The following is a 23,816-nucleotide window of genomic DNA, read 5'->3' on the forward strand; positions in this document are numbered from 1 at the left end:
TTCCGGGGAGGAATTACTTTCTCGCCACCGCCTTGCACAAACTGTCCGTGGCCAACGCAATCCGCGACTCCGGCATGTCGCGGTTACCGGGATCGTTCTCGACCTCCCGCGTCTCGGTGTTGAACGTGAGCAGGCTGCCAATGTGCTGGTCGGGACACAGGCTGAGATAGGCGCGGAAGCCATTCTGGTCGCCATTATGCCCGACGATGCGGATGCCGTCGGTCTGGTCGAGGAAGAAGGACAGCCCGCTCCACGTCGTTTTCGCCATCCGGCCCTGCGTATAATCCTCGCCCGCCGAGATTTGCGGCTTCCACATTTCCTCGAGCGACGCACGTTTGAGAACCACGTCATACTCGGCCTGCCGCGTTGGATCGCCGAGCAGGAAGGCAACGTATTTCGCCATGTCGGGCAGCGGCGAGTTGAGCCCGCCATTGGAGACTGTCACACCGGTATCGACATCGAATGGCGCTTCGACGCGCTTGCCGTTTCGAATGTAATAACTGTGCGTCCGGTGCGGCAGCAGATAAAGCGGCGTGCGATCGAAATAGCTCGAAACCATGCCGAGCGGCCGGAGGATGTTCTTGTCGATATAGACTTCGAAATCCTCGCCCGACAGGCGCTCGATCACCTGGCCGAGATAGACGATGCCCGGGTTGGAATAGCTGAACCGGCTGCCGGGTTTGAACTTCACCTCGGTGTAAGGAATCATCGCCTTGAGCTGTTCCCAGCTCGGCGGCTCGAACGGCTGCCAGTCGCGGTCGCGCCAGCGCCAGGTCGCACCGCCGAAGCCGGCGCTGTGGCTCATCAGCTGACGGATGGTGATCTCGCCGGTATCGCCGAACGGATTATGCACCCCGGCGAGCTCGGGGACGTAGCGGACGATCGGGTCGTCGAGCTTGAGCAACCCGCGATCGCGCAATTGCATGATCGCGATCCCGGTCATGGTCTTGGTGATCGACGCCCAATGATAGATGGTCTGCGCGTCGACCGGCGTCTTGGTGTCGACGTCCTGATCGCCGAGATGGTCGGCGACGGCGATCCGGCCGTCGCGCACGACGTAAAAGCTGCTGCCGACGATACCAGCCCGTTTTACCTCGGCGCGGTGCAGCGCGCGGAAGTCGGTCAGCGCCTTGTCGAACGCGCGCTCGCTGGCCGCTGCTGGGCTGGCGATCACGGAGATGGCGAGCAGGAGACAGGGGGGGATCCAGCGGGACATGGCGATCTTCCTTGCTCTTGCGCGCGAATGGAATGCCGATCCTGCTGGGCGTTTGCCTGTCGCGCAATGCAATTGGGTTGCGATCGGTATAGCTTGCGGGATCGCTCGCTAAGCGTGGCGCGGGGCGCTATCTGACCGCGAATGACCAATCGCTGTCCCTGGGCGGGTTCGGACCCGCAGATGCAGACCTATCACGATACTGAATGGGGCGTGCCCGAGCGCGATTCCCGTGCATTATGGGAAAAGCTCCAGCTCGACGGCTTCCAGGCCGGGCTGTCCTGGTCGACGATCCTGAAGAAGCGCGACGCTTTTCGCGAGGTGTTTCGGGGATTCGACCCGGAGACGGTCGCCAGGTTCGATTCATCCGATGTCGAACGGCTGCTCGGCGATGCGCGGATCATCCGCTCGCGCGCCAAGATCGAGGCGACGATCGGCAATGCGCGCGCCTATCTGACGATGCGCGATGCCGGCGAGGATTTCGCCGAATTCTGCTGGGCGTTCGTCGATGGCGAGCCGCTCAAGGGCGATGGCGTGCATGTGCCGGCCAAGACGCCGTTGTCCGAAGACGTCTCGAAACAACTCCGCAAGCGCGGCTTCAAGTTCGTCGGGCCGGTCATCGTCTATGCCTGGATGCAGGCATGCGGGCTGGTCGATGATCACCTGAATGGCTGTTTCCGCCGCAGGACCTGACTCCGTACCGTCCGCCTTGGCGCCGAGCCAGGCCGCCGGGCTTTATCGTGCAGGGAATGCTCAGCCGTAACTAACCAGCTCGAACTCGGTACCGTCGAAGTCGAAGAAGTAGAACCGCCGGCCGGGGTCGTAATCGCCGTGATTGAACGGATCGAGCCCCGCAGCGACGACGCGGCGTTCTGCCTCATCGAGATCGTCGACGACGATTCCGACATGGTTGAGCGGATGGCCCTTGCGAAAGGCGTCGTCGGGCGTATCCGCGCCCTGGCTGGTGTAGAGCGCCAGGTAGAATTGGTCGTCGCCGACATGGATCGTGCGGCCGCCATTGAGTGCCGGGCCTTGCCAGCGGATATGCCAGCCGAACAGATCGTGCATCAGCTTCGCGCTGCGCTCCGGATCCCGAACGGTGATGTTGACGTGCTCGATAAAGGCGCCGGGCATGGATGGATCCTTTCGATTGAATTTGCTCCGTGCCCAGGGAAATAATTCCTCAACTATAGTTGAGGTCAAGGGGTAATGTCGATCGGCGCGCGGCCCTTTACGGAACGTTCCGCGACCGCGATAAGCTGCGGCAACGCCCGCATTCAGTCGGGTGCGCAGGGAGTCGCGAAGGACATGCGGAAATGGTTGACCGGTGGGATGATCGGGCTGGCGGCGGCGCTGGCGATCGGGACGAGTGCCGTGGCTGCTGACGATGCGCAGCGCACGCTGACGCTCGATCGGGTGTTCGGCAGCCCGGATCTATCGGGATCGCAGCCGCGTGCGATGAAGCTGTCGCCGGATGGCAAGCTGCTGACCTTGCTCAAGCCGCGCGCCGACGAGAAGAGCCGGTTCGATCTCTGGGCGCGCGACACCGCGACCGGCGAGGAGCGGATGCTGGTCGATTCGAAGAAGGTCGGCACCGGCGCCGAACTGTCCGAGGCCGAGAAGATGCAGCGCGAGCGCGCGCGCATCGCCGGCGACAAGGGTATCGTCGCCTATGACTGGGCGCCCGACGGCAAGTCGATCCTGGTTCCGCTCGATGGCGATCTCTATCTCGCGCATCTCGACGGTAAGGTTGACCGCCTGACCAATACGCCGGGCGGCGAGCTCAATCCGGTGATCAGTCCGGCGGGCGGCTATGTCAGCTTCGTCCGCGATCAGAATCTGTTCGTCCAGCCGCTCGGCGGTGGTGCCGCCCAGGCGTTGACCACGGACGGCGGCGGCACCGTCCATTGGGGCGAGGCCGAATTCGTCGCGCAGGAAGAAATGGATCGTCGCACCGGCTATTGGTGGGCGCCGGGCGACCGGCTGGTCGCGGTCGAGCGGTTCGACGAGGCGCCGGTCGGGATCGTCACCCGCGCCGCGATCGGCGCCGAGGGCACCAAGGTGTTCGACCAGCGCTATCCCTCCGCGGGCACGCCCAATGTCGCGGTCGAGCTCTACGTCCTCGACCCGGCGACGGGCGGCAAGGTCAAGGTCGATTTGGGCAATGACCCCGACATCTACCTGACCCGCGTCGACTGGACACCAGACGGCAAGACGTTGCTCGTGCAGCGAGAGAACCGCGCCCAGACCGAACTCGATATGTTTGCGGTCGATCCGGCGACGGGCAAGGCCAGGACCTGGTTCAGCGAAAAGTCCGGACCCGACTCCTGGGTCAATCTCAGCGACAATTACCACGCGATGAAGGACGGCAGCCTGATCTGGTGGTCCGAGCGCGACGGCTTTGGCCATCTTTACCGCTTCGCCAAGGGCAAGTGGACGCAGCTGACCAAGGGGCAGTGGCAAGTCACCGATCTGGTCGGCGTCGATGAAACGCGCGGGCGGCTCTATTTCATGGCGAACAAGGACGACGTGCTGGAGCAGCAGCTCTACACGGTCGACATCGCGCACCCCAACGCGGTGACCCGGCTGACCGAGCGCGGCTGGACCAACAAGGCGGTGATGGACGATGCCGCGACGCGGCTGATCGTTACGCGCTCTAACCCGAACCAGCCGCCGCAAACCTATCTCGCCGATACCAGCGGCAAGAAGCTCGGCTGGATCAACGAGAATGCGGTCAAAGCCGGGCATCCTTATTTCCCCTATCTCGGGGCACATCGGCAGCGGACGTTCGGCACGATCAAGGCGGCCGACGGCACCGATCTCTATTACGAGATGATCACGCCGCAGATGGAGCCGGGCAAACGCTATCCGGTGTTCTTCCAGCATTATGGCGGCCCGCACAGCCAGACCGTGACGCGCGGCTGGGAAAGCCCGCTTGAGCAGCTCATCGTCAGCAAGGGCTATATCTTCTTCCAGCTCGACAATCGCGGCTCGCCCAATCGCGGCAAGGCGTTCGAGGACAAGATCTATCGCGCAATGGGATCGATCGAGGTGCAGGACCAGTTGGCCGGTGCGCAATGGCTCAAGCAGCAAGCCTATGTCGATCCCGATCGGATCGGCATCTACGGCTGGTCGTATGGCGGCTACATGACCTTGAAGATGCTCGAGGCCAATCCCGGCGTCTATGCCGGCGGCGTGGCGGGCGCGCCGGTGACCAAATGGGAACTCTACGACACCCATTATACCGAGCGCTACATGGGTGACCCCAAGGTCGACGCGAAAGCCTATGAGAAATCGGACGCGATCGCCGATGCGGCGAAGATCGACGATCCGCTCCTGCTCGTCCACGGCATGTCCGACGACAATGTCGTGTTCGAGAATTCGACGGCTTTTGCGGCTAAGATGCAGGCGGCCAACCGCCCGTTCGAGATGATGTTCTACCCGGGCAAGACGCATGCCGCGGCGCGCGACATCCATGTCTGGACGACGATCTTCAATTATTTCGATCGCGTGGTGAAGAACCGCCCGGCCCGCTAGCCGATCACAAACAATTTAGAGTGGCGTGTCCGATTGGGAAATCGGGCACGCCACTCCAGTCTTACCGGTCGATCAGCTCGATCAGGCCGAGAGCGTCGAGCAAAGCGCGGCGCGCGGTACGGATATGATCGAGCAAGGCCGGCTCGCCGATCTCGGCGATCGCGATCTCCTCGGGCCAATGTGCCGCGATCACCGCGGCGACCCGATCGAGCTTTGCCTCGTCGACCAGGAAGCGGGGATCGACGGTGGCGGGGTCGCACACCACGCGCAACCTCAGGCAGGCCGGACCACCGCCGTTGCGCATCGACTGGCGGACGTCGACCACTTCGAGCCGCCGGATCGGCCCGTTGCCCGCGATCATCTCGCCGAGCCAGGACCAGACCGCGGCATTGCCGCGCGCTTCGCCGGGCAGGATCAACGCCATCGTAGTATGGGGCAGCGTCACCAGCTGCGCGTTGAACAGATAGGATTGGATGGCGTCGGAAAGGCTTACCCGATGTGCCGGCACCTCGACGATCTCGGCCCAGGGCGCCTTTGCGGCGATCTCCGCGTACAGGCCGGCTTTGTCTTCGAAGGCGAGTTCGTGCGCGAACAGCACGCGTTCGTTGGCGACCGCGACGACGTCGTTGTGGAAGGCGCCGGCGGCGATCGCCTCGACCGACTGCTGGGCGAAGATCGTCCGCGCCGGATCGAGGCGATGCGCGCGCGCAACCGCCTCCGACGCTTCGCGACGCTGACGAGCGGGAAAGGGGCCGCCGCTTTCGCCATAGACGAAGATCTCGATGCCCGGCGCGCCATGATGCTCGCACAGCCGCATATGGTTGGCCGCACCCTCGTCACCGAACGGGGCGGGGACGGGCGGGTGCACAAGGAACGCCGGATCGGCGAAAGCGAGGCGGAGTTGCGCCAGCGTCTCGGGCCATTCGTGGCTGCGATGCGCCATCGTCACCAGATTGGCGACGGTCAGATGGCATGCACCGTCCGCGGCGTCGGGGGCAGGGGATACCGTTGCCGCATTCGCCGCCCACATCGGTGAGGCGGACAAGGCCTGCGCCTTCAGATGCGGCGGCGCCGCCGCATAATCTGTCGCCAGCGCCGCGAGCCAGCGATCGTCCGGACGGTCGTGCGGCGGCAAAAGGCCCTGGGTCAATCCGAGCCGGAGATTGGCGCGCATCTTCTCCACGCCTTCGAGCGCCGCCTCGCGAGGGCGCGAGGTCTGGCCGGCATTGCCGGTCGCGGCCAGGTTGCCCAGGCTCAAGCCGGCATAATTGTGGCTCGGGCCGACCACGCCATCGAAATTGATCTCGACCAGCGGCATCAGAAGCGGCCGATATGCGTGATGTCGTCGCCCTCGCCGACACCAAGCGCGGCGGCGCCGGCGCGGTCGATCACGACGCCCCCGCCGGCGGTGCGTAGCTGAGCGAAGGCGCAGCGGAAGTTCGACAAATGTCCGGCGGCCGCAAGCGCACGTTCTCCCCCGTCATCGTCGACCGCCACCACCCTGCTGGTCACCGCTTCTGCGATGCTTCGCACCTTGTCGGTACGCGCCGTCATGGTCGGGCCGCCATCGAAGATGTCGATATAATTCTCGAATGCAAAGCCTTCATTTTCCAGCATTCTCATCGCGGCGCGTCCGGACGGATGGGGCAGGCCGATGACGCTTCGCGCGCTCTCGGTCAGCATCGCGACATAGATGGGATGCTTGGGGAAAAGGTCGGCGATGAACTGGTGGCCATGGGTCGCGTTGAAGCGATCGGCGTCCTGGAAATTCATCCCGAAGAAGCGGCCCGCGAGTCCGTCCCAGAATGGCGATCCGCCCGCTTCGTCGATAATCCCGCGCAATTCGGCCAGGATGCGGTCGGCGAAGCGCGGGCGGTGCATTGCGATGAACAGATAGCGGCTGCGCGCGAGCAGCATACCCAGACCGCCAGCGCGCTCGCCGGGATGGAGGAACAGCCCACCGACTTCGCTGGCGCCCTCAAGGTCGGTCGACAGAGTCAGCATTTCGGCGCGGAACGTGCGGTCGAGCTCCTCGCTCTTCTGCGACAGCGTGCCGATACGATAGCTGTAAAAGGGGTGCTTCTGCCCGACCTGGCTGAATATCTGGCACGTGCCCCGGACCTCGGCGGTCTCGACATTTTCGAGCATCAACACGAAGACGTCGTCGCCCAGCGTCTCCTCGGCGCGGCCAAAGGCGGCGCCGCTCTGCACCAGGCGGCGGCGGAGCGCGCGGCGGTCGGCGGGCAGGTTGGTGAAACCACCGCCGGTCAGTTTCGCCATCTCGTAGAGATGGTCGAGATCCTCGTCGTTCGCGGCACGGATACGGAAATTCACAATTCCCCCTTTTCGGCGATGCGCATGATGGTGAGCGCGGACAGGGCCGCGCGTTCGGCCAAGCTGTCGACCAGCAGGAACTCGTCCGCCGAATGGATCGCGCCGCCACGTGCGCCCATCGTGTCGACCACCGGGACCCCGGCGGCGGCGATATTGTTGCCGTCGCACACACCGCCGGTCGCTTTCCAGCCGATCGCCAGCCCCAGTCCGGCACCGACCTGCTTGACCAGGTCGAACAATTTGGCGGCGCCGTCGTCGATCGCTTTGGGCGGGCGGTTGAAGCTGCCATGCGCCTCGATCCGCACGTCGCGCGCAGCGGCGATGTCGGCGACCGCGTCATCGATCGCGGCTTGCGCGCGGGCGATCGCCTCGGGTGAGGACGGCCGGAAATTGATCCGCAGAATGGCGAGGTCGGGAACGACATTGTTCGGTCCGCCGCCCTCGATCCGCGCGGGATTAACCGCGAGTCCGTCCTCCTTCGCCGCGAACAAGCGCACCGCGAGATCGCTCGCGGCGACGATCGCATTGCGGCCGTCGTCGGGATTGCGCCCGGCATGCGCGCTCTTGCCGTGGACGACGAGCGAGAAGTTGCCGGTGCCGCCGCGCGCGCCGGCCAGCGTGCCGTCGGCGAGCGCCGGTTCGTAGGTCAAGGCGGCGACCTTGCCGCGCGCCAGATCGGCGATCAGCGCCGAGGACGAGAACGACCCGGTCTCCTCGTCCGAATTGATCATCACGTCATAGCCGATGCGGCTCGCCAGCGGGGACGCCTCGACGGCTTTCAACGCCGCCAGGAGCAGTGCCAACCCGCCCTTCATGTCGGCGACGCCGGGGCCGTTGAGGGTATTGGGATCGAGGAACCTCAGCTCCTGGAACGGGTGATCGACTGGATAGACCGTATCCATATGGCCGGTGAACAGCATCCTGACCGGCGCGTTGGGCCGCACCCGGACGACGAGATGCCGACCATGGTCGAGCGCGCTGACAGTGCCGTCCGAAGCGACGCTCGTGGCGGGAGCGGGCTCGATCAGCGCCACCTCGCCAGGCAGCGCCGAGAATGCGTCCGCCAGCGTTGCCGCCATCGTCTTCAGGCCTGCGAGATTGCGCGTCCCGCTATTGATCGCGGCCCAGGCGCGCGTGTGATCGAGCATCGGCTCGTCACGCACGCGCTCGAGGATCGCGGCCTCTATCATCTCCGTCATGCCACTGCTCTAGGCGGTCGCGATCGATTGGTGAAGCCGCGAACCCGGTGGCTTGGAATGGATCAGAAAGCGTAGACCAATCCGGCCCGGCTGATCTGGTCGGTCGTCACGCGGCCTTCCGGCGGCATGCTTTCATATTGGACATTGTAGGACAGCTGGGCGGATAGCGGACCCAGCACCTTGGCGTTGAGCGCGGTCGTGCCGGTGACGGTCGAATTATAGCGCTCGACATAGGCCGACGCGTTTTGCGTCAACTGGATGCCCTTGGAGAGCTTCCAGGCGAAATCCACGCTGCCGCGAGCGGCGATGCTGCGCTCGGTGTCACCGTCGGTAAAGCTGGTCGAGCGATAGGCCGGCCCGAGTTCGAGATCGAGCTTGAGCCTGTCTCCCTTGAGCGCGCTGTAACCCGCGCCGCTCGAAACCGAATAGCGGGTGGTATAGCCTAGGAAGCGATCGCTTTCGAACTGCGCCGATCCGTAGATGTACGATCGGTCGTCGACTTTCCAATTGGGCTCCCACGCCGCCAGATAATGTTCGCGCGAGGTGACGCCCAAGCTGCGTTGGTAATCGAGCTGGGCCTTGAACTTCTGACGCCAATCGAGACCATCGCGAGTCAGCGCAAGCGAGGCCGAGACGCCCTCGCTATTGCTGTTGCCGGTGGAGATGTACCCACCAAGCTCGGCGCGCCCAGACCACAGGTCGAAGAAGCTGGCATCCAGCAGCTTGGCGGTCTTTTCGTCGTTGCGCTTCCGTTTCCAGTCATTGACGAGCTTGGCGATCGATTCCTTGCTGTCGGGCGCCGCGTTGCCGGCATATTTGACGATCGTCGCTACCTCGCCTTCGTTGCCGGAGGCGATCGCCGCGTCGATCATCGTCTTGATCTGCGGCGGAATCGATCCCGGATCGGTATTGGCGAGCAGCATCGGCGCTGCTGCGACGAGAAGCAGGGGGAGGCGCATGGCGCGGCACATAATACAGCAATCCTGCCATTGAAACCGGTGACGCGACGATCCGTTGACGGATTGTTGCGAGACGGTCTCTAGCCCTTCAGATAGGGCGAGAATGCGGCGATTACGTCTTCATACAGCTGGCGCTTGAACGGCACGATCAGCGCGGGAAGCTCGTGCGGATCGACCCAGCGCCAGGTGCTGAACTCCGGATGGTCGGTGGCGAGGTTGATATCGAGATCTTCGCCCAGGAAGCGATAGAGGAACCAGGTCTGGCGTTGGCCGCGCCATTTGCCCTTCCACACCTTGCCGACCAGCTCGTCGGGCAGATCGTAATGGAATTCGCCCGGCGCCTGCGCGATCAGCTCGACCTTGTCGTGTCGGACGCCGATTTCCTCGCCGAGTTCGCGAATCGCTGCCTGGCCGGCGGTCTCGCCAGGATCGATCCCGCCCTGCGGCATTTGCCAGGCTTCCATCGTCGTATCGATGCGCTGCCCCGCGAACGCCAGGCCGTCGCGGTTGAGCAGCATGACGCCCGCGCAGGGACGGTAAGGGAGGTCGGTCTTGCTCATCGCACGGCTTTGGCCATTCATTCCGCCGCCTGCGCCATGACGCGATCGCCTTCGGCTTCCGTGATGATGTCCTTCAGCGCCGCGAACGCGCCCATCACGTCGCCGACGCTGGAGGGGATCGCTTTTCTGATCGTGATGAAACCGTGGATATTGCCCTTCGCTTCGCGGAACACGACCGGCACGCCTGCCAGCGCCAACGCCGCGGCATAGGCGCGGCCTTGATCGCGGATCGGGTCGAGACTGGCGGTGACGACCACGGCCGGCGGCATGCCGGCGAGGTCGCCTAACAGCGGCGAGCTGCGGACATGATCTGCTTCGCTCTTATAAGCGGCCATGAACCATTCCATGCTGTCCTTGGTCAGCAGATAGCCGTCGGCGAATTGGGTGTAGGACGGATATTCCTTGCTGGCGTCGGTCGCCGGATAAAATGGCAATTGCGCGATCACCGGCACCCGGGCGGCCTTGTCGCGGAGCGCCGCGGCGGTGACGATCGCCAAATTGCCGCCCGCGCTGTCGCCGCACAACACCAGCGACGTGACCGAGCGGCCCAGTTCGGCGGGGCTGTCCGCGACCCAACGCGCCGCCGCCTCGCAATCGTCGGGCGCCGCGGGCCAAGGCGCTTCGGGGGCGAGGCGATAGTCGACCGCGATGACCGGCAAGTCGAGCACGCGCGCCATTTCGGCGGTGAAGCTGCCATGGCTCTCGAGATCGCCGATCACGAACCCGCCGCCATGGAAGAACACCACTGCCGGGCCCGGCTCGCGGCTGGTGCGCGGATCGTAGAGACGCGCAGGGACGTCGCCGGCCGGACCAGGGATCGACAGATCGAGCAGGGTGCCGAGTTCGCCCACCGGCGGATCGGCGACATCCTTCATCGCGACATAGACCTGACGCGCGGCCGGCGCGTCGAGCTCGTGCATCTTGGGGCCGGGCAAGTTATTGAGGAAATCGAGGAATCCGCGCACATCGGGGCGGACGAAGGGCTCGGTCATTCGGATGTTCCTCTCACTGGTGTCTGATGATTTAGGTCCTAAGTTAAAACCTATGATCGCGGTCGTCCATCATTCCGACTATGTGGCGCCAGGACAGCCCAAATCCGGCTATCAATGGAACAAGAACGGCGCGATCCGCGACGTGCTCCACGAGGCCGGCGACGCGATCGCGTGGTTCGAGCCGGAGGCGATGCCGCGGCGTTGGATCGAGGCGGCGCACGATCCCGAATACGTCGCCGAGGTGATCGAAGTCCGAGTCCCGCGCGCCAAGGAGCGGCGGATCGGGTTCCCGGTCAACGCGACTGTCGCGCGCCGCGCCCAGCTTGTCCCAGGCGGCACTTATCTCGCGGCGCGGCTCGCGCTCGAGCGAGGGTTCGCCGCCAACAGCGCGGGCGGCAGCCATCATGCGCTGGCGGATACCGGCGCGGGCTATTGCGTGTTCAACGACCTCGCCATCGCGGCGATCAGGCTGGCGGACGAGGGGCGCCGCGTACTGATCGTCGATTGCGACGTGCATCAGGGCGACGGCACCGCGGCCTTGACCGCCGGTCACCCGGATATCGCGACCTATTCGATCCACGCCGAAAAGAACTTTCCGGCACGCAAGGCGCGCTCGACGCTCGACGTGGCACTGCCCGACGGCGTGGACGACGACGCCTATCTCGCGGCGTTGGAGGAGACGCTGGCGCCGATGCTCGATGCCGAGCGGCCCGATTTGATCCTCTATCAGGCAGGTGTCGATCCGTTCGTGGGCGACCGGCTCGGCCGACTCGATCTGAGCGACGACGGTCTGACACGTCGCGAACAATTGGTCGCGCGACTGGCGATCGAGCGCGGCCTGCCGCTCGCGAGCACGGTGGGCGGCGGCTATGGCGACGATGTGCTGGCAATCGCGCGTCGCCACGTCTCCGCGATTATCACCTTGGGCGAGACCTTTGCTGGCGCGGCTTTCAGGCACCGCTAACTGCGCCTTTCGTTTCAGCTGTGCAGTAAAGAACGGTTTTCACGGAAGCGTAACCGATCTACGTTGGTCCCGAGGGGTCCCGCGCCTAGAGAGACCTCCGAACACGACCGCAGGATTTAGTGCTGACATGGCGACCGCCGTCCACGAAGTGACGCCCACCGAGGCGTCGGCCCACCCACACGCAGAATCGATCGTTGTCCGTTTCGCCGGAGATTCCGGCGACGGCATGCAGCTGACCGGGGGGCAGTTCACGCTGTCGACCGCGCTGGCCGGCAATGATCTGTCCACTTTCCCCGATTTCCCGGCCGAGATCCGCGCGCCGCTCGGCACGCTGTTCGGCGTGTCGGCGTTCCAGATCAATTTCGGGTCGACCTCGATCGAGACCGCAGGCGATGCGCTCGACGTGTTGGTCGCGATGAACCCCGCGGCGCTCAAGACCAATGTCAACGAGCTCAAGCCTGGCGGACTGGTAATCGCCGACACCGGCGAATTCACCGAGCGCAACCTGGCCAAGGCGAAGTACGAGTCCAATCCGATCGAGGACGGCAGCCTCGCCAAGTGGCAAGTGCTGGCGTTCGACATTTCCGCGCTGACGGTGGCGGCGGTGAAGCCGTTCGGCCTTGGCAACAAGGAAGCGCTGCGCTGCAAGAACATGTGGACGCTGGGGCTCGCGCTCTGGATGTTCGACCGCGACCGCCAGCCGCTGATCGACTGGCTCAAGACCAAGTTCGCCAAGGCGCCGGCGCTGGCCGAGGCCAATATCGCCGCGCTCAACGCCGGCCACGCTTATGGCGAGACCGCGGAGATTTCCGGGCCGCTCAAGCAGCACCATGTCGCCGCCGCTCCCGCCGAGCCGGGTCTGTATCGTACGGTGACGGGCGCCGAAGCGATCTCGATGGGATTGGTCGCGGGTGCGCAGCTCGCCAATATCCCGATGTTCTTCGGCGGCTATCCGATCACGCCTGCATCGGCGATCCTCCATCACCTCAGCCGGCTCAAGGAGTTCGGCATCACCACCTTCCAGGCCGAGGATGAGATTGCCGCGATCGCCAGCGCGATCGGCGCGTCTTATGCTGGGCAGCTTGGCGTCACCTCGTCCTCGGGCCCGGGCATCGCGCTCAAGGGCGAGGCGATGGGGCTCGCGATCATGACCGAGCTGCCGCTGGTGATCATCAATTCGCAGCGCGGCGGGCCGTCGACCGGTCTGCCGACCAAGACCGAGCAATCGGATCTCTATCAGGCGGTTTATGGCCGCAACGGCGACGCGCCGATGCCGGTGATCGCCGCGCGCAGCCCGTCGGACGCGTTCGAGGTCGCGATCGAGGCGGTGCGGATCGCCACGCAATATATGACGCCGGTGATGGTGCTGACCGATGGCTATATCGCCAATGCCGCCGAACCGTGGAAAGTACCCGAGGTCAGCGATTACGCGCCGTTCCCGGTTCGCTATCTCGACACGGTGCCGGAGGGCGGGTTCCAGGCCTATGCCCGCGACGAGAAGCTTGCTCGCCCCTGGGTCAAGCCGGGCACGCCCGGACTGCTCCACCGCATCGGTGGGATCGAGAAGCAGCAGGGCACCGGTAATATCGATTACGGCCCCGCCAACCATCAGGCGATGACCGATATCCGCAAGGCCAAGGTCGACGGGATCAAGATCCCCGACCAGGAAATCGAGCTGGGCAATCCGGGCGGCAAGCTGGTCGTGGTGGGCTGGGGTTCGACCTTCGGCCCGATCCACCAGGCAGTGCGGCGCGCGCGCCGCCGCGGCCTCGACGTCAGCCACATCCATCTGCGTCACATCTGGCCGATGCCGGGCAATCTTGGCGCGTTGCTCAAGGGTTACGAGAAGATCCTCGTACCCGAGATGAATACCGGCCAGCTCAAGACGGTGCTGCGCGACCAATATCTGGTCGACGCCAAGCCGCTCAACAAAGTGTCGGGCCAGCCCTTCCGCATCGCGGAGATCGAGGCGGCGATCGAAGGAATTCTCGCATGAACGACATGACGTCCCCAGTGGTGAAGAGCAGCCCCAAGGATTGGGAAACCGACCAGGAAGTGCGCTGGTGCCCGGGCTGCGGCGATTACGCCATCCTGAAGGCCGTGCAACGGACCATGCCCGAGATCGGCGCGCGGCCCGAGAATACCGTGTTCGTCAGCGGCATCGGCTGCTCCTCGCGCTTCCCCTATTACATGGAGACCTATGGTTTCCACACGATCCACGGCCGCGCGCCCGCGGTCGCGACCGGGGTGAAGCTCGCCAATCCCGAGCTCGACGTGTGGATCATCACCGGAGACGGCGACGCGCTGTCGATCGGCGGCAACCATACGATGCACCTGCTGCGTCGTAACCTGAATTGCCAGGTGCTGTTGTTCAACAACGAGATTTACGGCCTGACCAAGGGGCAATATTCGCCGACCAGCCGGGTCGGGACGCGTAGCCCGTCTACTCCGTTCGGGTCGGTCGACCGCCCGGCGCAGCCGTGCGCCTTCGCGCTGGGTTCGGGCGCGCGGTTCGTCGCGCGCGGGATCGATGTGCACAAGAACCTGCCCTCGGTGTTCAAGGCGGCCTATGCGCACCAGGGCGCCGCGTTCGTCGAGATTTTCCAGAATTGCATCGTCTATAATGACGATGTGTTCGCCTCGTTCACCGAAAAGGCCAATGCCTCGGGCAACCAATTGTGGGTCGAACATGGTCAGCCGCTGCTGTTCGCGGGCGGAACCAAGGGCCTGACGATGGATACCGACCGTTTGGTGCTCAAGGTCGTCGATGTCGTCGATGGCGACTGGCAAGGCGCGCACGTTGCGGTGCACGACCAGACCAATCGCGGCCTGGCGCATATGCTGGTCGAAATGCCGTTCGGTCCGTTCCCGATGGCGCTAGGCGTGCTCTACGACGATCCCGCACCGACCTTCGACAGTGCAGTGATCGCGCAGAACAAGCAGGCGAGCGAGGGCAAGAAGCCTGACCTGCAGAAGCTGCTGAGCCAGGGGCAGACGTGGCAGGTCGAGAAGCAGCCGCGGGTCGAGTGATCTTTTTTGGATCGCACAAAGACACGAAGCCACGAAGAGCGATCGCCTTTGTCGCGTGATCTGGAAGAATTGGCGCGGGTCGCCGTCGATTGCGGATTCAAGCTGCACGAAGCGCTCGGCCCCGGGTTGCTTGAGTCGGTTTATGAGGCTTGCCTCTTTCAAAGCCTCGCTACGCGAGGCTTGATCGTCGAACGGCAGAAGGTGGTACCAAATCCGATATGAAGGGGTCGTGCTTGACGAAGGGTTTCGAGTCGATTTGCTGATTGAGCGGCGATTGCTGATCGAGTTGAAATCGACGGAAAGCCACGCTCCCGTCCACGCGAAGCAGGTCATCACCTATCTCCGTCTGTTGGACTTGCCGCTCGGCCTGCTGATGAATTTCGGTGCTGCCACCTTCAAAGAAGGCGTCCGTCGAATCGCCAACAATTATTACGCGCCCAAGCCGTGAAACGATCTTTGTGGCTTAGTGTCTTTGTGCGAGTCACTTTCTCTCCACGCCAACCGACATGACTTCGCCAACCCTCCTCTGGCTTCGCCAGGACCTCAGGCTTGCCGATCAGCCGGCGCTAGCCGCGGCGATACACGATGGACCAGTCATTCCGGTCTACGTGCTCGATGACGAGACACCTAAGCATCGCCAGATGGGCGCCGCCTCGCGATGGTGGCTGCATCACAGTTTGGAAGCGCTCGATCGATCACTGCGCGAGAAGGGATCGCGGCTGATCCTGCGGCGCGGCAAATGCGATGAGGAACTGGCCAAGGTCGCGAAGGAGGTCGGCGCCGGCACTGTCCATGCCATCCGCCATTACGAGCCGTGGTGGCGCAACGCCGAGCGCGCGGTGGCGAAGCGGCTCGATCTCGTCTGCCACGACGGCAATTATCTCGCGCCGCCGGGATCGATCGCGAGCGGTAGCGGAGCGCCTTACAAGATCTACACGCCGTTCTGGCGCGCCTTGCGTGACGTCATGCCACCACCACATCTGCTGCACCGGCCGCATGAAATTCCGGCGCCTGCTTCCTGGCCGGCAAGCGACGACCTGACCGATTGGCATTTGCTGCCGACCAGTCCCGATTGGGCGACCGGCTTTGCGCGGGAATGGACTCCGGGCGAGGCAGGTGCACACGACCGGGTCGACGATTTCGTCGACGACGTGGCGCGCTACGACGACACGCGTAACTTGCCATCGATCGAGGGCAGTTCGCGCCTGTCGCCGCATCTCCATTTCGGCGAGCTATCGCCAGGCTTGGTCTGGCATCGGATGGCAGGAAAGGGCGGGTCGACCCAGGTCTTCCTCAGCGAGCTCGCCTGGCGCGATTATGCCCAGAACGTGATCCTGCAATTGCCCGATTACGGCGCCAGGAACGGGCGTGAGCGGTTCGACGATCTTCCCTGGCGATCGGGGAAGGCGGCCGAGGCCGATCTGCGCGCATGGCAACGCGGCGAAACGGGCTATCCGATCGTCGATGCCGGCATGCGTCAGCTCTGGGCGACCGGATGGATGCACAATCGCGTGCGGATGATCGCGGCGTCGTTCCTGATCAAACATCTGCTGATCGACTGGCGTGAAGGCGAACGCTGGTTCTGGGACACGCTGGTCGACGCCGATTACGGCAACAATTCGGTCAACTGGCAATGGGTCGCCGGTGCCGGCATCGATGCGAATATGTGGGGTCGGATCATGGCGCCGCTCGCACAATCGGAGAAGTTCGACGCGGGCGACTACATCCGCCAATGGGTGCCCGAGCTCGCGGGCATTCCCGATCCCGCGATCCATGACCCAGAGGCGGCCGGCTGCCGACCGAATGGCTATCCTTCCAAGGTGATCGGGCACCGCGAAGCGCGTGAGCGAGCGCTGACGGCGGGCAAAAAGGTCCGGTGAGCTGACCGAATCGCTTGGCGAACGGAGTTTGTCGTGCTTTGAGGTGAATTATGGATGCGCCGACGATGAACCGGGGGCAGCGCAGCCGCGGACGACCGCTTGCGTTGATCGGGCGGCCGCTGCTTGCGCGCATCGACAAAGGCCTCTCCCACGGCGCGATCACCGTTTCCTTGCCGGAGGGTGGCGCGCCTGAGCGTCTCGGCGGCCGCGCCGCGGGCCCCGAGGCGGTCGTCATCCTGCACAGCTGGCGAGCCTTATGGCGGTTGGCGACCGCCGGCTCGGTCGGCTGGTACGAAGCCTGGGCGGCGGGCGAGTGGGAAAGCCCCGATCCGGTGGCGCTGTTTGAGTTGTTCTCGCTCAATCGCCATGGCCTAGCTGGTACCGGACGCGCGCACGGCCTCTCGCGGCTGCTTCGCCGGCTCTGGCACAAGGCACGCCGCAACAACCGTAAGGGTGCTCGGCGCAATATCCACGAGCATTACGATCTGGGGAATGAATTCTACCAATTGTGGCTCGATCCAACGATGACCTATTCGAGCGCGATGTTCGATGCGCCGGGCCAAAGCCTGGAGGATGCGCAACACGTCAAGCTCAAGGCGATCCTCGATCGCACCGCGACCAATCCCGGCGACCGCATTCTGGAAATCGGGTGCGGCTGGGGCTCCTTTGCCGAGACGGCGGCGAAAGCGGGCATTGCCGTTCATGGCATCACGCTGTCGACCGAGCAGAAGGCCTATGCCGAGGCGCGGATGGCGCGGCAGGGGCTCGATGGGGTGGAGGTCGAACTCATCGACTATCGCGATGTCACCGGCACGTTCGATGGCGTCGCGAGCATCGAAATGGTCGAGGCGGTCGGGGAGGAATATTGGCCCGATTACCTCGCCACTATCGCGCGGGCGTTGAAGACCGGCGGCCGCGCCGCGATCCAATATATCGCGATCGATGATGCGATGTACGATGGCTATGCGCGCAACGTCGATTTCATCCAGCGCTACGTGTTTCCGGGCGGAATGTTGTTGTCGGAGAGCCGATTCCGCGCCGCGGCGGAGAAACTCGGCCTGGCATGGCGCGACCGCCATGCGTTTCGGCTGGATTATGCCGAAACCTTGAAGCGCTGGCGCGAAGCGTTCGATGCGGTCGTCGCCGCGGGTAAGTTGCCGGACGGATTCGATAAGCATTTCATAGGATTGTGGCGTTTTTATTTGATGTACTGTGAGGGCGGGTTCCGTGGTGGCGGGATCGATGTGGCGCAGGTGACATTGATCAAGGAGGGGTGATGAAAGGATTCGGTCTGTTTGCCGCGCTCGCACTGGCGGGAGTGGCGTCGGCGCAATCAGTCATCACCCCTGCCGACAATAGCGCAAAGCTCCGCCAGGTCGGCGCCGAGGTGCTGTTCTGGAGCCAGCAACAACGCGACCAGAACTTCCGCGAGATGGATAAGATCTTTCCCGGCCACGTCGTCAAGGCCGGTGCCAAGGCCCGTCCGCTCCCCAATGGCAAGCCACTGCCGATCGCCGAGGCGGACGTTAAAGCGGGTATGGCCGAACTGGATGTCGCCGGCCTGATCGTGGTGCAAGACGGCAAGGTTCGGCTCGAACGTTATGGTCTCGGCTACGGCCCTGAAGGGCGCTGGACGAGCTTCTCGGTCGCCAAGTCGTTCACCTCGACCCTGGTCGGTGCGGCGATCCGCGACGGCTATATCAAGTCGATCGAGGATCCGGTCACCAAATACATCCCCGACCTAGCGGGCGGCGGCTATGACGGCGTGACCGTACGCCAGCTGCTGACCATGACCTCGGGCGTGAAGTGGAACGAGGATTATACCGATCCCAAATCCGACGTGGCGCGGATGTTCTCCGATGAGGTGCCGGCAGGCCAGGACCCCACGATCTGGTACATGAAGAAGCTGCCGCGCGAGAGCGCGCCGGGCACCAAGTGGGTCTACAAGACCGGCGAGACCAATTTGATCGGCGTGCTGGTCGAGCGCGCGACCAAGAAGAGCCTGGCCGACTATCTGACCGAAAAGGTGTGGAAACCGTGGGGCATGGAGCGCGACGCCTTCTGGATGACCAACCCGGCCGGTAGCGAGGTCAGCGGCTGCTGCCTGTCGGTGAGCTTGCGCGACTATGCCCGGATGGGAATGTTCGCGCTTTCGGGCGGCAAGGGTGTCGTGCCCGACGACTGGTTCGCGCACGCGACGAGCAACCAGGTGCCGATCCCCAAGGACGAAGGCGGGTTCGGCTATGGCTATCAATGGTGGACGCTACCCGGCGGCCGTTTCGCGGCGATCGGCATTTTCGGTCAGAGCATCATGATCGATCCCGCGAAGAAGCTGGTGATCGCAATGTCGGGATCGTGGCCGACCGCCACCGGCGAGAAGCTGTCGGCCGCGCGGGCGGGGTTCTGGAAGAAGGTGGAGACGGCGGCGGACTGACAGCCCCGCGCCTTGAGCCCCCGTGGGCCGTCCCAAACCTAGTAGGATTGCGGAGGCAAGCGGATAGGGTAGTTTAAGAGCTATCCGGGCACAGACCGCCGATGGCAGCAAGTCACTCGATAGATGTCGATCCCCGGGGCGTCGTTCGCTATACGTTGGCGGGCTTTTTCGACCAGGCGTCGCTCGCTTCCCTTCGGACGGAGCGCTCCGCCAAACTTCCGCTGCTCGAAACGCCGCCAAACCAGCACGTGACATTGTGCGACGTCTCGCAATGCGCGATCCAGTCGCAGGAGGCGCTCGCGACATTGCGTGCGATGTTGGCCGAGCCGCAATGGCAGGCGCGCCGGCTGGCCTTCGTGGTCGGCGGCGCATTGGCGCGCATGCAGGTGCGCCGAGTGGTTCCAGTCATGCCCAATGTCCGCTGGTTCGACGATATGCCGAGCGCTGAGGCGTGGCTGGAGGAAGCGGATCCGGCATGACCGGCTATCCAGGCATCGATCGGCAGGACAGGACGATGCCCGATGGCGGCCTCCTGCCATCTGTCGACGACCAGCTTTGGGCCCGACTGCTCACCGGCGAGCTTGATCCGGACATCAAGACGCTAGCCACCCGTCTGATCATCACACGCCTCCGCATTGAAGTCGCGAAGGACAGCACTGTCCTGCCGACAGCTGTCCAAGAGCTTCGGCGCTTTTTCGTCGAGAACAAGTTCGCACACCGCGACCTCGCCGCGATCACAGGATTCTGAACGATGAAGAACGCATTGCTCTCGATCGAAGACACGGTTGCGCTCATCGCGTCTCGCGCCATCCTGTTCGTATCGGGGCCGGAGCACTTGTTGAGATCGCTTCCGCGCGGCAACTGGATCGGCGGAACCACCTCCTATTTCATGACGCCCGAAGGAGGCGCGTCGCGGGAAGATCGCCTGTTCTGCACCACCTTTGACGATGCTGTGGATGCGCGAATGGCCATTCTGCCGCCCAATGGCTTGTCCGGGTTGATCGAACACCGCTTCGCGCACGGTTTCACGTGCATCGTCACGCCGGCGTTCAGCACGACGCTCCAGCGCTATGCCGTCGATGGCCCCGCCTTGCCGGGTTTGTACAACCAGCCTGTGTTCGGCTGGGTCGCCGGCGTCCATCTCGACCGCGTCGGTCAGGATGTGCCAATGGTATTCGACGGCGCGACCGGCGCGGCGTCGGCCGATGGACTGGCCGCTTTGTGGGTGGCGTTGCCGGAAACGGCGGAGGTGGATCTCGACATCGTCAATTTGTTCGCTCCCGGTGACGGCGAAAGTATCACCTTTCCGGAAGGCGGTTTCGACGTGACCAATTGCCTGATCGGCGGCGTCCCGACCAACCTCGCGCACTATATCGTGGCGCGTGGCGTAGACACCACCTTGCCGCTCGTCGCCGATTATGCCGGCGCGATGGTCAATGTTTCCTTCCAGACGGTGGACGCTGAAAATGGCCGTGTGCGCTTCTATGCGCCGGTCGTGCCGGGCACGATCTATCGCCTGGCACGTACCGTGGCGGATTATGGTGCGGCCTATGCCGAAGGCGCGAGAGAAGGCAGCGCCGCGGACATGCTGTCGTGCAATTGCATCCTGAATTACCGCTACGCCGAGCTCGAAGGCCGCCCGACCGGCGGCTTCGTCGGCCCGGTCACGTTCGGCGAGTTCGCCTATATCCTGCTCAACCAGACGCTCTCCCGCTTGTCGGTCCGTCACGCCCTGGCCGCCTGAGCCGGATGGGGGTCAGGCGATCCGCTCGACGTGCCCCGATGCGACATCGCTTGCGATCAGGTCGACGATCTTGTCCGCCACCGTTTCCGGCGGTTTGACGCTGGCCGGATCCTCACCCGGATACGCTCGCTCGCGCATCGCGGTGCGGGTAGCGCCGGGGTCGAGCAGCGCGACGCGGACGTTGCTGATTCCCTCGACCTCCTCGCCATAGGCCTGGACCAAGGTCTCGAACGCCGCCTTGGACGCGCCATACGCCCCCCAAAAGGCGCGCGGCTGGCGGCCTACCTTCGACGTTATCCCGATCACACGCGCACGCGCCGATTTGCGTAGCGGCGCGTCGAACGCGGCGATCAATGCCTGTTGGGCGCTGACGTTGAGCGTCAGCACCTTGGCGAATTCCTTGGCGTCGATCGCCTGCACCGCTGACAGCGACCCGAGCGTTGCGGCATTGAGCACGAGGATGTCGAGCGTTCCCCAGCGTTCGGCAACCGCGCTCGCCAGCCGCGCGATGCTATCGGTCTCGATCAAGTCGAGCGGCGCGATGGTCGCGGTCCCGCCGGCGGCGTGAATTGCTTCCTCGACTTGCTCGAGCGCGCCGGCGGTGCGCGCGGTCAGGATCACGTGCGCGCCTTCCGCCGCGAGCGCTTTGGCGGTGGCAGCGCCGATCCCACGGCTCGCGCCGGTCACCAGCGCGAGCTGGCCCTCAAATCTCTTAGTCATGACGCTTATTCCGCGGCTTCGGGGTGGAGGGCGAGTTGCTCGTCCAGATGCGCGTCGCTGTAATCGGTCAGCACCGTCGGATAATCGCCGGTAAAGCAGGCGTCGCAATATTTGGGAGCGGGGCCATTACGCCCGGCCTCGCCCAGCGCCTTGTACAGGCCATCGATCGACACGAAGGCCAGGCTGTCGGCATGGATGAAGTCGGTCATGCCCGGGACCGAATAACGCGACGCGAGCAGCTTCTCGCGTTCCGGCGTGTCGACGCCGTAAAAGCAGGAATGCGTGGTCGGCGGGGAGGCGATGCGCATATGGACTTCGCGCGCGCCGGCTTCGCGCATCATCTCGACGATCTTGAGACTGGTGGTGCCGCGCACGATCGAATCGTCGACCAGGATGACCGACTTGTCCTTGATCAGCGCGCGATTGGCATTGTGCTTGAGCTTCACGCCCAGGCGGCGGACTTCTGCGCCGGGCTGGATGAAGGTGCGGCCGACATAATGCGAGCGGATGATGCCGAGCTCGAATGGGATGCCGGATTGCTGGGCATATCCGATCGCCGCCGGCACGCCCGAATCGGGCACGGGGATAACCAGATCGGCCTCGACCGGCGATTCGATCGCGAGCTGCGCGCCGATCGCCTTCCTGACCGAATAGACCGACTGATCGCCGGCGATCGAATCGGGGCGCGAGAAATAGACCCATTCGAAGATGCACGGCCGCGCCGCGGTCTGGCCGAACGGGCGAAGCGAGCGCAGCTTGCCGTCCTCGATGATGATCAGCTCGCCCGGATCGACCGAGCGGACGAATTCGGCGCCGACGACGTCGAGCGCGACGGTCTCCGACGCGAAGATGATCGAATCGCCCAATTTGCCCATCACCAGCGGGCGGATGCCGAGCGGGTCGCGGCACGCCATCATGCCGGTCGGGGTCAGCACGATGAGCGAATAAGCGCCTTCGACGCGGCGCAACGCGTCGACGAACTTGTCGAGCGGATCGCGGTACGAGCTGGTCGCGACCAGGTGGATGATCACCTCGGTATCGCTGGTCGATTGGAAGATCGCGCCGCGCTGGACGAGATCGTTGCGCAGTCGGAAAGCGTTGGAAATATTGCCGTTATGCGCGACCGCGAAACCGCCGCTGGCGAGCTCGGCATAGAGCGGTTGAACGTTACGGAGCGCGGTCTCGCCAGTGGTCGAGTAGCGGACATGGCCGCAGGCGGTCTGCCCGCGCAGCCCGCCCATGATCTCGTCCTTGTCGAAATTGCCTGCGACATGGCCCATCGCGCGATGGCTGTGGAAATGCTTGCCGTCCCAGCTGGTGATGCCCGCGGCTTCCTGCCCGCGATGCTGGAGCGCATGGAGGCCGAGCGCCACGAGCGCGGCTGCGCCGTCCGCATCGGACACGCCGAAAATGCCGCACTCCTCACGGAGCTTGTCGTCGTCGAAAGGATTCGTGGTCAGCATTGGGTCCGTACTCAGTGCAGGCCCTAGGGCCCGTGCTGCTGTGGCGCTCGGCCATATAGTGACGCTCACCCGGTTTGTCGCGCATTTGTCATACGTCCCGTGCCGATTTTGTCCGATCACGGCACCGCGCTAGGGGAGTGGCATGACCGACTCGCGCGAAACCGGGCTGACGCTCGATCCGAAATGGGGTGCCGACGGGCTGATCACCGCGGTGGTCACCGATAGCGATTCGCATGAGGTGCTGATGCTCGCGCATATGAATGCAGAGGCATTGGCGGCGACGATCGACAGCGGTGAGGCGGTGTTCTGGTCGCGCAGCCGTGGCGAATTATGGCGCAAGGGGGCGACGTCGGGGAACGTGATGCGGGTGCGCGATATTCGTATCGATTGCGACCAGGACGCCGTGTGGCTGATCGTCGATCCGGCGGGGCCGGCTTGTCATACCGGTGAACGGTCATGCTTCTACCGGCGGGTGACGAAGGACGGGCTGGAGCGAATTGACTGAAGTGGCACGTAAGGCTGCCTCTTTTCCTTCACGCTTCCCCGGCGAAGGCCGGGGCCCAGTTTCGTGACGCCCGGGGCACCGATGTTTCCTTGCCAACCTAGTTCGTCGATCCTGGGCCCCGGCCTTCGCCGGGGAGGCATGATAATTCGTCGCCGTGGAATGATGTTAGGCCTGCTAGCTCTTGCTGCTTGTCATGGCAGCCAGCCTGCCCCCCAGGCGACCTCGACCCCCACCAGCCTCGAGGCAGCCGCGATCGAGGCGGGGATCGTCGCCGATCCCGCC

24 protein-coding genes are annotated in these 23,816 nt (G+C 64.3%); 14 read left to right on the forward strand and 10 right to left on the reverse strand.

The window, feature by feature from the left end:
- Positions 1 to 13: 13 nt before the first annotated feature.
- Entirely contained in the window at positions 14 to 1,216 is a 1,203-nt protein-coding gene (locus tag SMA01S_RS09415; RefSeq protein ID WP_066820659.1) for a serine hydrolase domain-containing protein, read from the reverse strand.
- 141 nt (positions 1,217 to 1,357) lie between these two features.
- Between SMA01S_RS09415 and SMA01S_RS09420 the strand changes: the two genes are divergently transcribed.
- Positions 1,358 to 1,906 (forward strand): DNA-3-methyladenine glycosylase I, encoded by a 549-nt coding sequence (locus SMA01S_RS09420; RefSeq protein ID WP_066820660.1) that lies wholly within the window; start codon positions 1,358 to 1,360, stop codon positions 1,904 to 1,906.
- Between the two features lie 60 nt (positions 1,907 to 1,966).
- Here SMA01S_RS09420 and SMA01S_RS09425 read toward each other — a convergent pair whose 3' ends face one another.
- Complete coding sequence (locus SMA01S_RS09425) at positions 1,967 to 2,347, reverse strand: VOC family protein (RefSeq protein WP_066820661.1); 381 nt, start codon at positions 2,345 to 2,347, stop codon at positions 1,967 to 1,969.
- Positions 2,348 to 2,521: 174 nt separating this feature from the next.
- Between SMA01S_RS09425 and SMA01S_RS09430 the strand changes: the two genes are divergently transcribed.
- Positions 2,522 to 4,750 carry a S9 family peptidase gene (locus SMA01S_RS09430; RefSeq protein WP_066820743.1) on the forward strand — a complete coding sequence of 743 codons (2,229 nt, stop codon included), beginning with the start codon at positions 2,522 to 2,524 and terminating at the stop codon, positions 4,748 to 4,750.
- A gap of 61 nt (positions 4,751 to 4,811) precedes the next feature.
- On the opposite strand, the gene SMA01S_RS09435 is transcribed toward SMA01S_RS09430, so the two are convergent.
- From SMA01S_RS09435 to SMA01S_RS09460, 6 genes are all read right to left on the reverse strand, one after another.
- Entirely contained in the window at positions 4,812 to 6,068 is a 1,257-nt protein-coding gene (locus SMA01S_RS09435; protein WP_066820663.1) for an N-succinylarginine dihydrolase, read from the reverse strand.
- The gene (locus SMA01S_RS09440) at positions 6,068 to 7,084 is read right to left on the reverse strand and encodes an arginine N-succinyltransferase (protein WP_066820665.1); all 1,017 of its coding nucleotides are present in this window, start codon (positions 7,082 to 7,084) and stop codon (positions 6,068 to 6,070) included. The genes SMA01S_RS09435 and SMA01S_RS09440 overlap by 1 nt, the downstream gene beginning before the upstream one ends.
- The gene (locus SMA01S_RS09445) at positions 7,081 to 8,283 is read right to left on the reverse strand and encodes a hydrolase (protein ID WP_066820670.1); all 1,203 of its coding nucleotides are present in this window, start codon (positions 8,281 to 8,283) and stop codon (positions 7,081 to 7,083) included. Before SMA01S_RS09445 ends, SMA01S_RS09440 begins: the two co-directional genes overlap by 4 nt.
- A gap of 62 nt (positions 8,284 to 8,345) precedes the next feature.
- Positions 8,346 to 9,242, reverse strand: coding sequence for a DUF481 domain-containing protein (locus SMA01S_RS09450; RefSeq protein WP_066820672.1), 897 nt, complete (start codon positions 9,240 to 9,242; stop codon positions 8,346 to 8,348).
- An 80-nt stretch (positions 9,243 to 9,322) separates the two neighbouring features.
- On the reverse strand, positions 9,323 to 9,802 hold the full coding sequence (locus tag SMA01S_RS09455) for an RNA pyrophosphohydrolase (protein ID WP_066820744.1): 480 nt from the start codon (positions 9,800 to 9,802) through the stop codon (positions 9,323 to 9,325).
- A 17-nt stretch (positions 9,803 to 9,819) separates the two neighbouring features.
- Entirely contained in the window at positions 9,820 to 10,794 is a 975-nt protein-coding gene (locus tag SMA01S_RS09460) for an alpha/beta hydrolase (RefSeq protein ID WP_066820674.1), read from the reverse strand.
- Between the two features lie 52 nt (positions 10,795 to 10,846).
- Here SMA01S_RS09460 and SMA01S_RS09465 point away from each other — a divergent pair, with 52 nt between their 5' ends.
- From SMA01S_RS09465 to SMA01S_RS09510, 11 genes are all read left to right on the forward strand, one after another.
- Positions 10,847 to 11,758, forward strand: a complete 912-nt coding sequence (locus SMA01S_RS09465; protein WP_066820676.1) for a histone deacetylase family protein — start codon at positions 10,847 to 10,849, stop codon at positions 11,756 to 11,758.
- 127 nt (positions 11,759 to 11,885) lie between these two features.
- Positions 11,886 to 13,754, forward strand: coding sequence for a 2-oxoacid:acceptor oxidoreductase subunit alpha (locus SMA01S_RS09470; RefSeq protein WP_066820679.1), 1,869 nt, complete (start codon positions 11,886 to 11,888; stop codon positions 13,752 to 13,754).
- The gene (locus SMA01S_RS09475) at positions 13,751 to 14,788 is read left to right on the forward strand and encodes a 2-oxoacid:ferredoxin oxidoreductase subunit beta (RefSeq protein ID WP_066820680.1); all 1,038 of its coding nucleotides are present in this window, start codon (positions 13,751 to 13,753) and stop codon (positions 14,786 to 14,788) included. The genes SMA01S_RS09470 and SMA01S_RS09475 overlap by 4 nt, the downstream gene beginning before the upstream one ends.
- Before the next feature lie 126 nt (positions 14,789 to 14,914).
- Positions 14,915 to 15,010, forward strand: a complete 96-nt coding sequence (locus SMA01S_RS25370) for a GxxExxY protein (RefSeq protein WP_369405665.1) — start codon at positions 14,915 to 14,917, stop codon at positions 15,008 to 15,010.
- Positions 15,011 to 15,017: 7 nt separating this feature from the next.
- Entirely contained in the window at positions 15,018 to 15,236 is a 219-nt protein-coding gene (locus SMA01S_RS25375; protein ID WP_369405664.1) for a GxxExxY protein, read from the forward strand.
- A 58-nt stretch (positions 15,237 to 15,294) separates the two neighbouring features.
- A complete protein-coding gene (locus SMA01S_RS09485; RefSeq protein ID WP_066820681.1) occupies positions 15,295 to 16,668 on the forward strand; it encodes a cryptochrome/photolyase family protein in 1,374 nt (457 codons plus the stop codon).
- Between the two features lie 65 nt (positions 16,669 to 16,733).
- On the forward strand, positions 16,734 to 17,945 hold the full coding sequence (locus SMA01S_RS09490) for an SAM-dependent methyltransferase (RefSeq protein ID WP_245649214.1): 1,212 nt from the start codon (positions 16,734 to 16,736) through the stop codon (positions 17,943 to 17,945).
- The gene (locus SMA01S_RS09495; protein WP_066820685.1) at positions 17,945 to 19,102 is read left to right on the forward strand and encodes a serine hydrolase domain-containing protein; all 1,158 of its coding nucleotides are present in this window, start codon (positions 17,945 to 17,947) and stop codon (positions 19,100 to 19,102) included. Before SMA01S_RS09490 ends, SMA01S_RS09495 begins: the two co-directional genes overlap by 1 nt.
- A gap of 101 nt (positions 19,103 to 19,203) precedes the next feature.
- A complete protein-coding gene (locus tag SMA01S_RS09500; protein WP_157093880.1) occupies positions 19,204 to 19,581 on the forward strand; it encodes a hypothetical protein in 378 nt (125 codons plus the stop codon).
- A complete protein-coding gene (locus tag SMA01S_RS09505; protein WP_066820690.1) occupies positions 19,578 to 19,850 on the forward strand; it encodes a hypothetical protein in 273 nt (90 codons plus the stop codon). Before SMA01S_RS09500 ends, SMA01S_RS09505 begins: the two co-directional genes overlap by 4 nt.
- Positions 19,851 to 19,853: 3 nt before the next feature.
- Complete coding sequence (locus tag SMA01S_RS09510; protein WP_066820692.1) at positions 19,854 to 20,846, forward strand: DUF6976 family protein; 993 nt, start codon at positions 19,854 to 19,856, stop codon at positions 20,844 to 20,846.
- A 12-nt stretch (positions 20,847 to 20,858) separates the two neighbouring features.
- Here the strand turns inward: SMA01S_RS09510 and SMA01S_RS09515 are convergent, their stop codons facing one another.
- Positions 20,859 to 21,566, reverse strand: coding sequence for an SDR family NAD(P)-dependent oxidoreductase (locus SMA01S_RS09515; protein ID WP_066820693.1), 708 nt, complete (start codon positions 21,564 to 21,566; stop codon positions 20,859 to 20,861).
- Positions 21,567 to 21,571: 5 nt separating this feature from the next.
- Complete coding sequence (gene purF, locus SMA01S_RS09520; protein ID WP_066820695.1) at positions 21,572 to 23,029, reverse strand: amidophosphoribosyltransferase; 1,458 nt, start codon at positions 23,027 to 23,029, stop codon at positions 21,572 to 21,574.
- Between the two features lie 142 nt (positions 23,030 to 23,171).
- Here purF and hisI point away from each other — a divergent pair, with 142 nt between their 5' ends.
- The gene (gene hisI, locus SMA01S_RS09525; RefSeq protein ID WP_066820697.1) at positions 23,172 to 23,534 is read left to right on the forward strand and encodes a phosphoribosyl-AMP cyclohydrolase; all 363 of its coding nucleotides are present in this window, start codon (positions 23,172 to 23,174) and stop codon (positions 23,532 to 23,534) included.
- The last annotated feature ends 282 nt before the right edge of the window (positions 23,535 to 23,816 follow it).

The organism is Sphingomonas mali NBRC 15500 (assembly GCF_001598415.1).
Lineage (GTDB): Bacteria > Pseudomonadota > Alphaproteobacteria > Sphingomonadales > Sphingomonadaceae > Sphingomonas > Sphingomonas mali.

Coding starts and splice junctions, on each gene's coding strand:
- SMA01S_RS09415 (WP_066820659.1), bottom strand. CDS start 1,216: ATGTCCCGCTGGATCCCCCCCTGTCTCCTGCTCGCCATCTCCGTGATC.
- SMA01S_RS09420 (WP_066820660.1), top strand. CDS start 1,358: ATGACCAATCGCTGTCCCTGGGCGGGTTCGGACCCGCAGATGCAGACC.
- SMA01S_RS09425 (WP_066820661.1), bottom strand. CDS start 2,347: ATGCCCGGCGCCTTTATCGAGCACGTCAACATCACCGTTCGGGATCCG.
- SMA01S_RS09430 (WP_066820743.1), top strand. CDS start 2,522: ATGCGGAAATGGTTGACCGGTGGGATGATCGGGCTGGCGGCGGCGCTG.
- SMA01S_RS09435 (WP_066820663.1), bottom strand. CDS start 6,068: ATGCCGCTGGTCGAGATCAATTTCGATGGCGTGGTCGGCCCGAGCCAC.
- SMA01S_RS09445 (WP_066820670.1), bottom strand. CDS start 8,283: ATGACGGAGATGATAGAGGCCGCGATCCTCGAGCGCGTGCGTGACGAG.
- SMA01S_RS09450 (WP_066820672.1), bottom strand. CDS start 9,242: ATGCGCCTCCCCCTGCTTCTCGTCGCAGCAGCGCCGATGCTGCTCGCC.
- SMA01S_RS09455 (WP_066820744.1), bottom strand. CDS start 9,802: ATGAGCAAGACCGACCTCCCTTACCGTCCCTGCGCGGGCGTCATGCTG.
- SMA01S_RS09460 (WP_066820674.1), bottom strand. CDS start 10,794: ATGACCGAGCCCTTCGTCCGCCCCGATGTGCGCGGATTCCTCGATTTC.
- SMA01S_RS09465 (WP_066820676.1), top strand. CDS start 10,847: ATGATCGCGGTCGTCCATCATTCCGACTATGTGGCGCCAGGACAGCCC.
- SMA01S_RS09470 (WP_066820679.1), top strand. CDS start 11,886: ATGGCGACCGCCGTCCACGAAGTGACGCCCACCGAGGCGTCGGCCCAC.
- SMA01S_RS09475 (WP_066820680.1), top strand. CDS start 13,751: ATGAACGACATGACGTCCCCAGTGGTGAAGAGCAGCCCCAAGGATTGG.
- SMA01S_RS09485 (WP_066820681.1), top strand. CDS start 15,295: ATGACTTCGCCAACCCTCCTCTGGCTTCGCCAGGACCTCAGGCTTGCC.
- SMA01S_RS09490 (WP_245649214.1), top strand. CDS start 16,734: ATGAACCGGGGGCAGCGCAGCCGCGGACGACCGCTTGCGTTGATCGGG.
- SMA01S_RS09495 (WP_066820685.1), top strand. CDS start 17,945: ATGAAAGGATTCGGTCTGTTTGCCGCGCTCGCACTGGCGGGAGTGGCG.
- SMA01S_RS09500 (WP_157093880.1), top strand. CDS start 19,204: ATGGCAGCAAGTCACTCGATAGATGTCGATCCCCGGGGCGTCGTTCGC.
- SMA01S_RS09505 (WP_066820690.1), top strand. CDS start 19,578: ATGACCGGCTATCCAGGCATCGATCGGCAGGACAGGACGATGCCCGAT.
- SMA01S_RS09510 (WP_066820692.1), top strand. CDS start 19,854: ATGAAGAACGCATTGCTCTCGATCGAAGACACGGTTGCGCTCATCGCG.
- SMA01S_RS09515 (WP_066820693.1), bottom strand. CDS start 21,566: ATGACTAAGAGATTTGAGGGCCAGCTCGCGCTGGTGACCGGCGCGAGC.
- purF (WP_066820695.1), bottom strand. CDS start 23,029: ATGCTGACCACGAATCCTTTCGACGACGACAAGCTCCGTGAGGAGTGC.
- hisI (WP_066820697.1), top strand. CDS start 23,172: ATGACCGACTCGCGCGAAACCGGGCTGACGCTCGATCCGAAATGGGGT.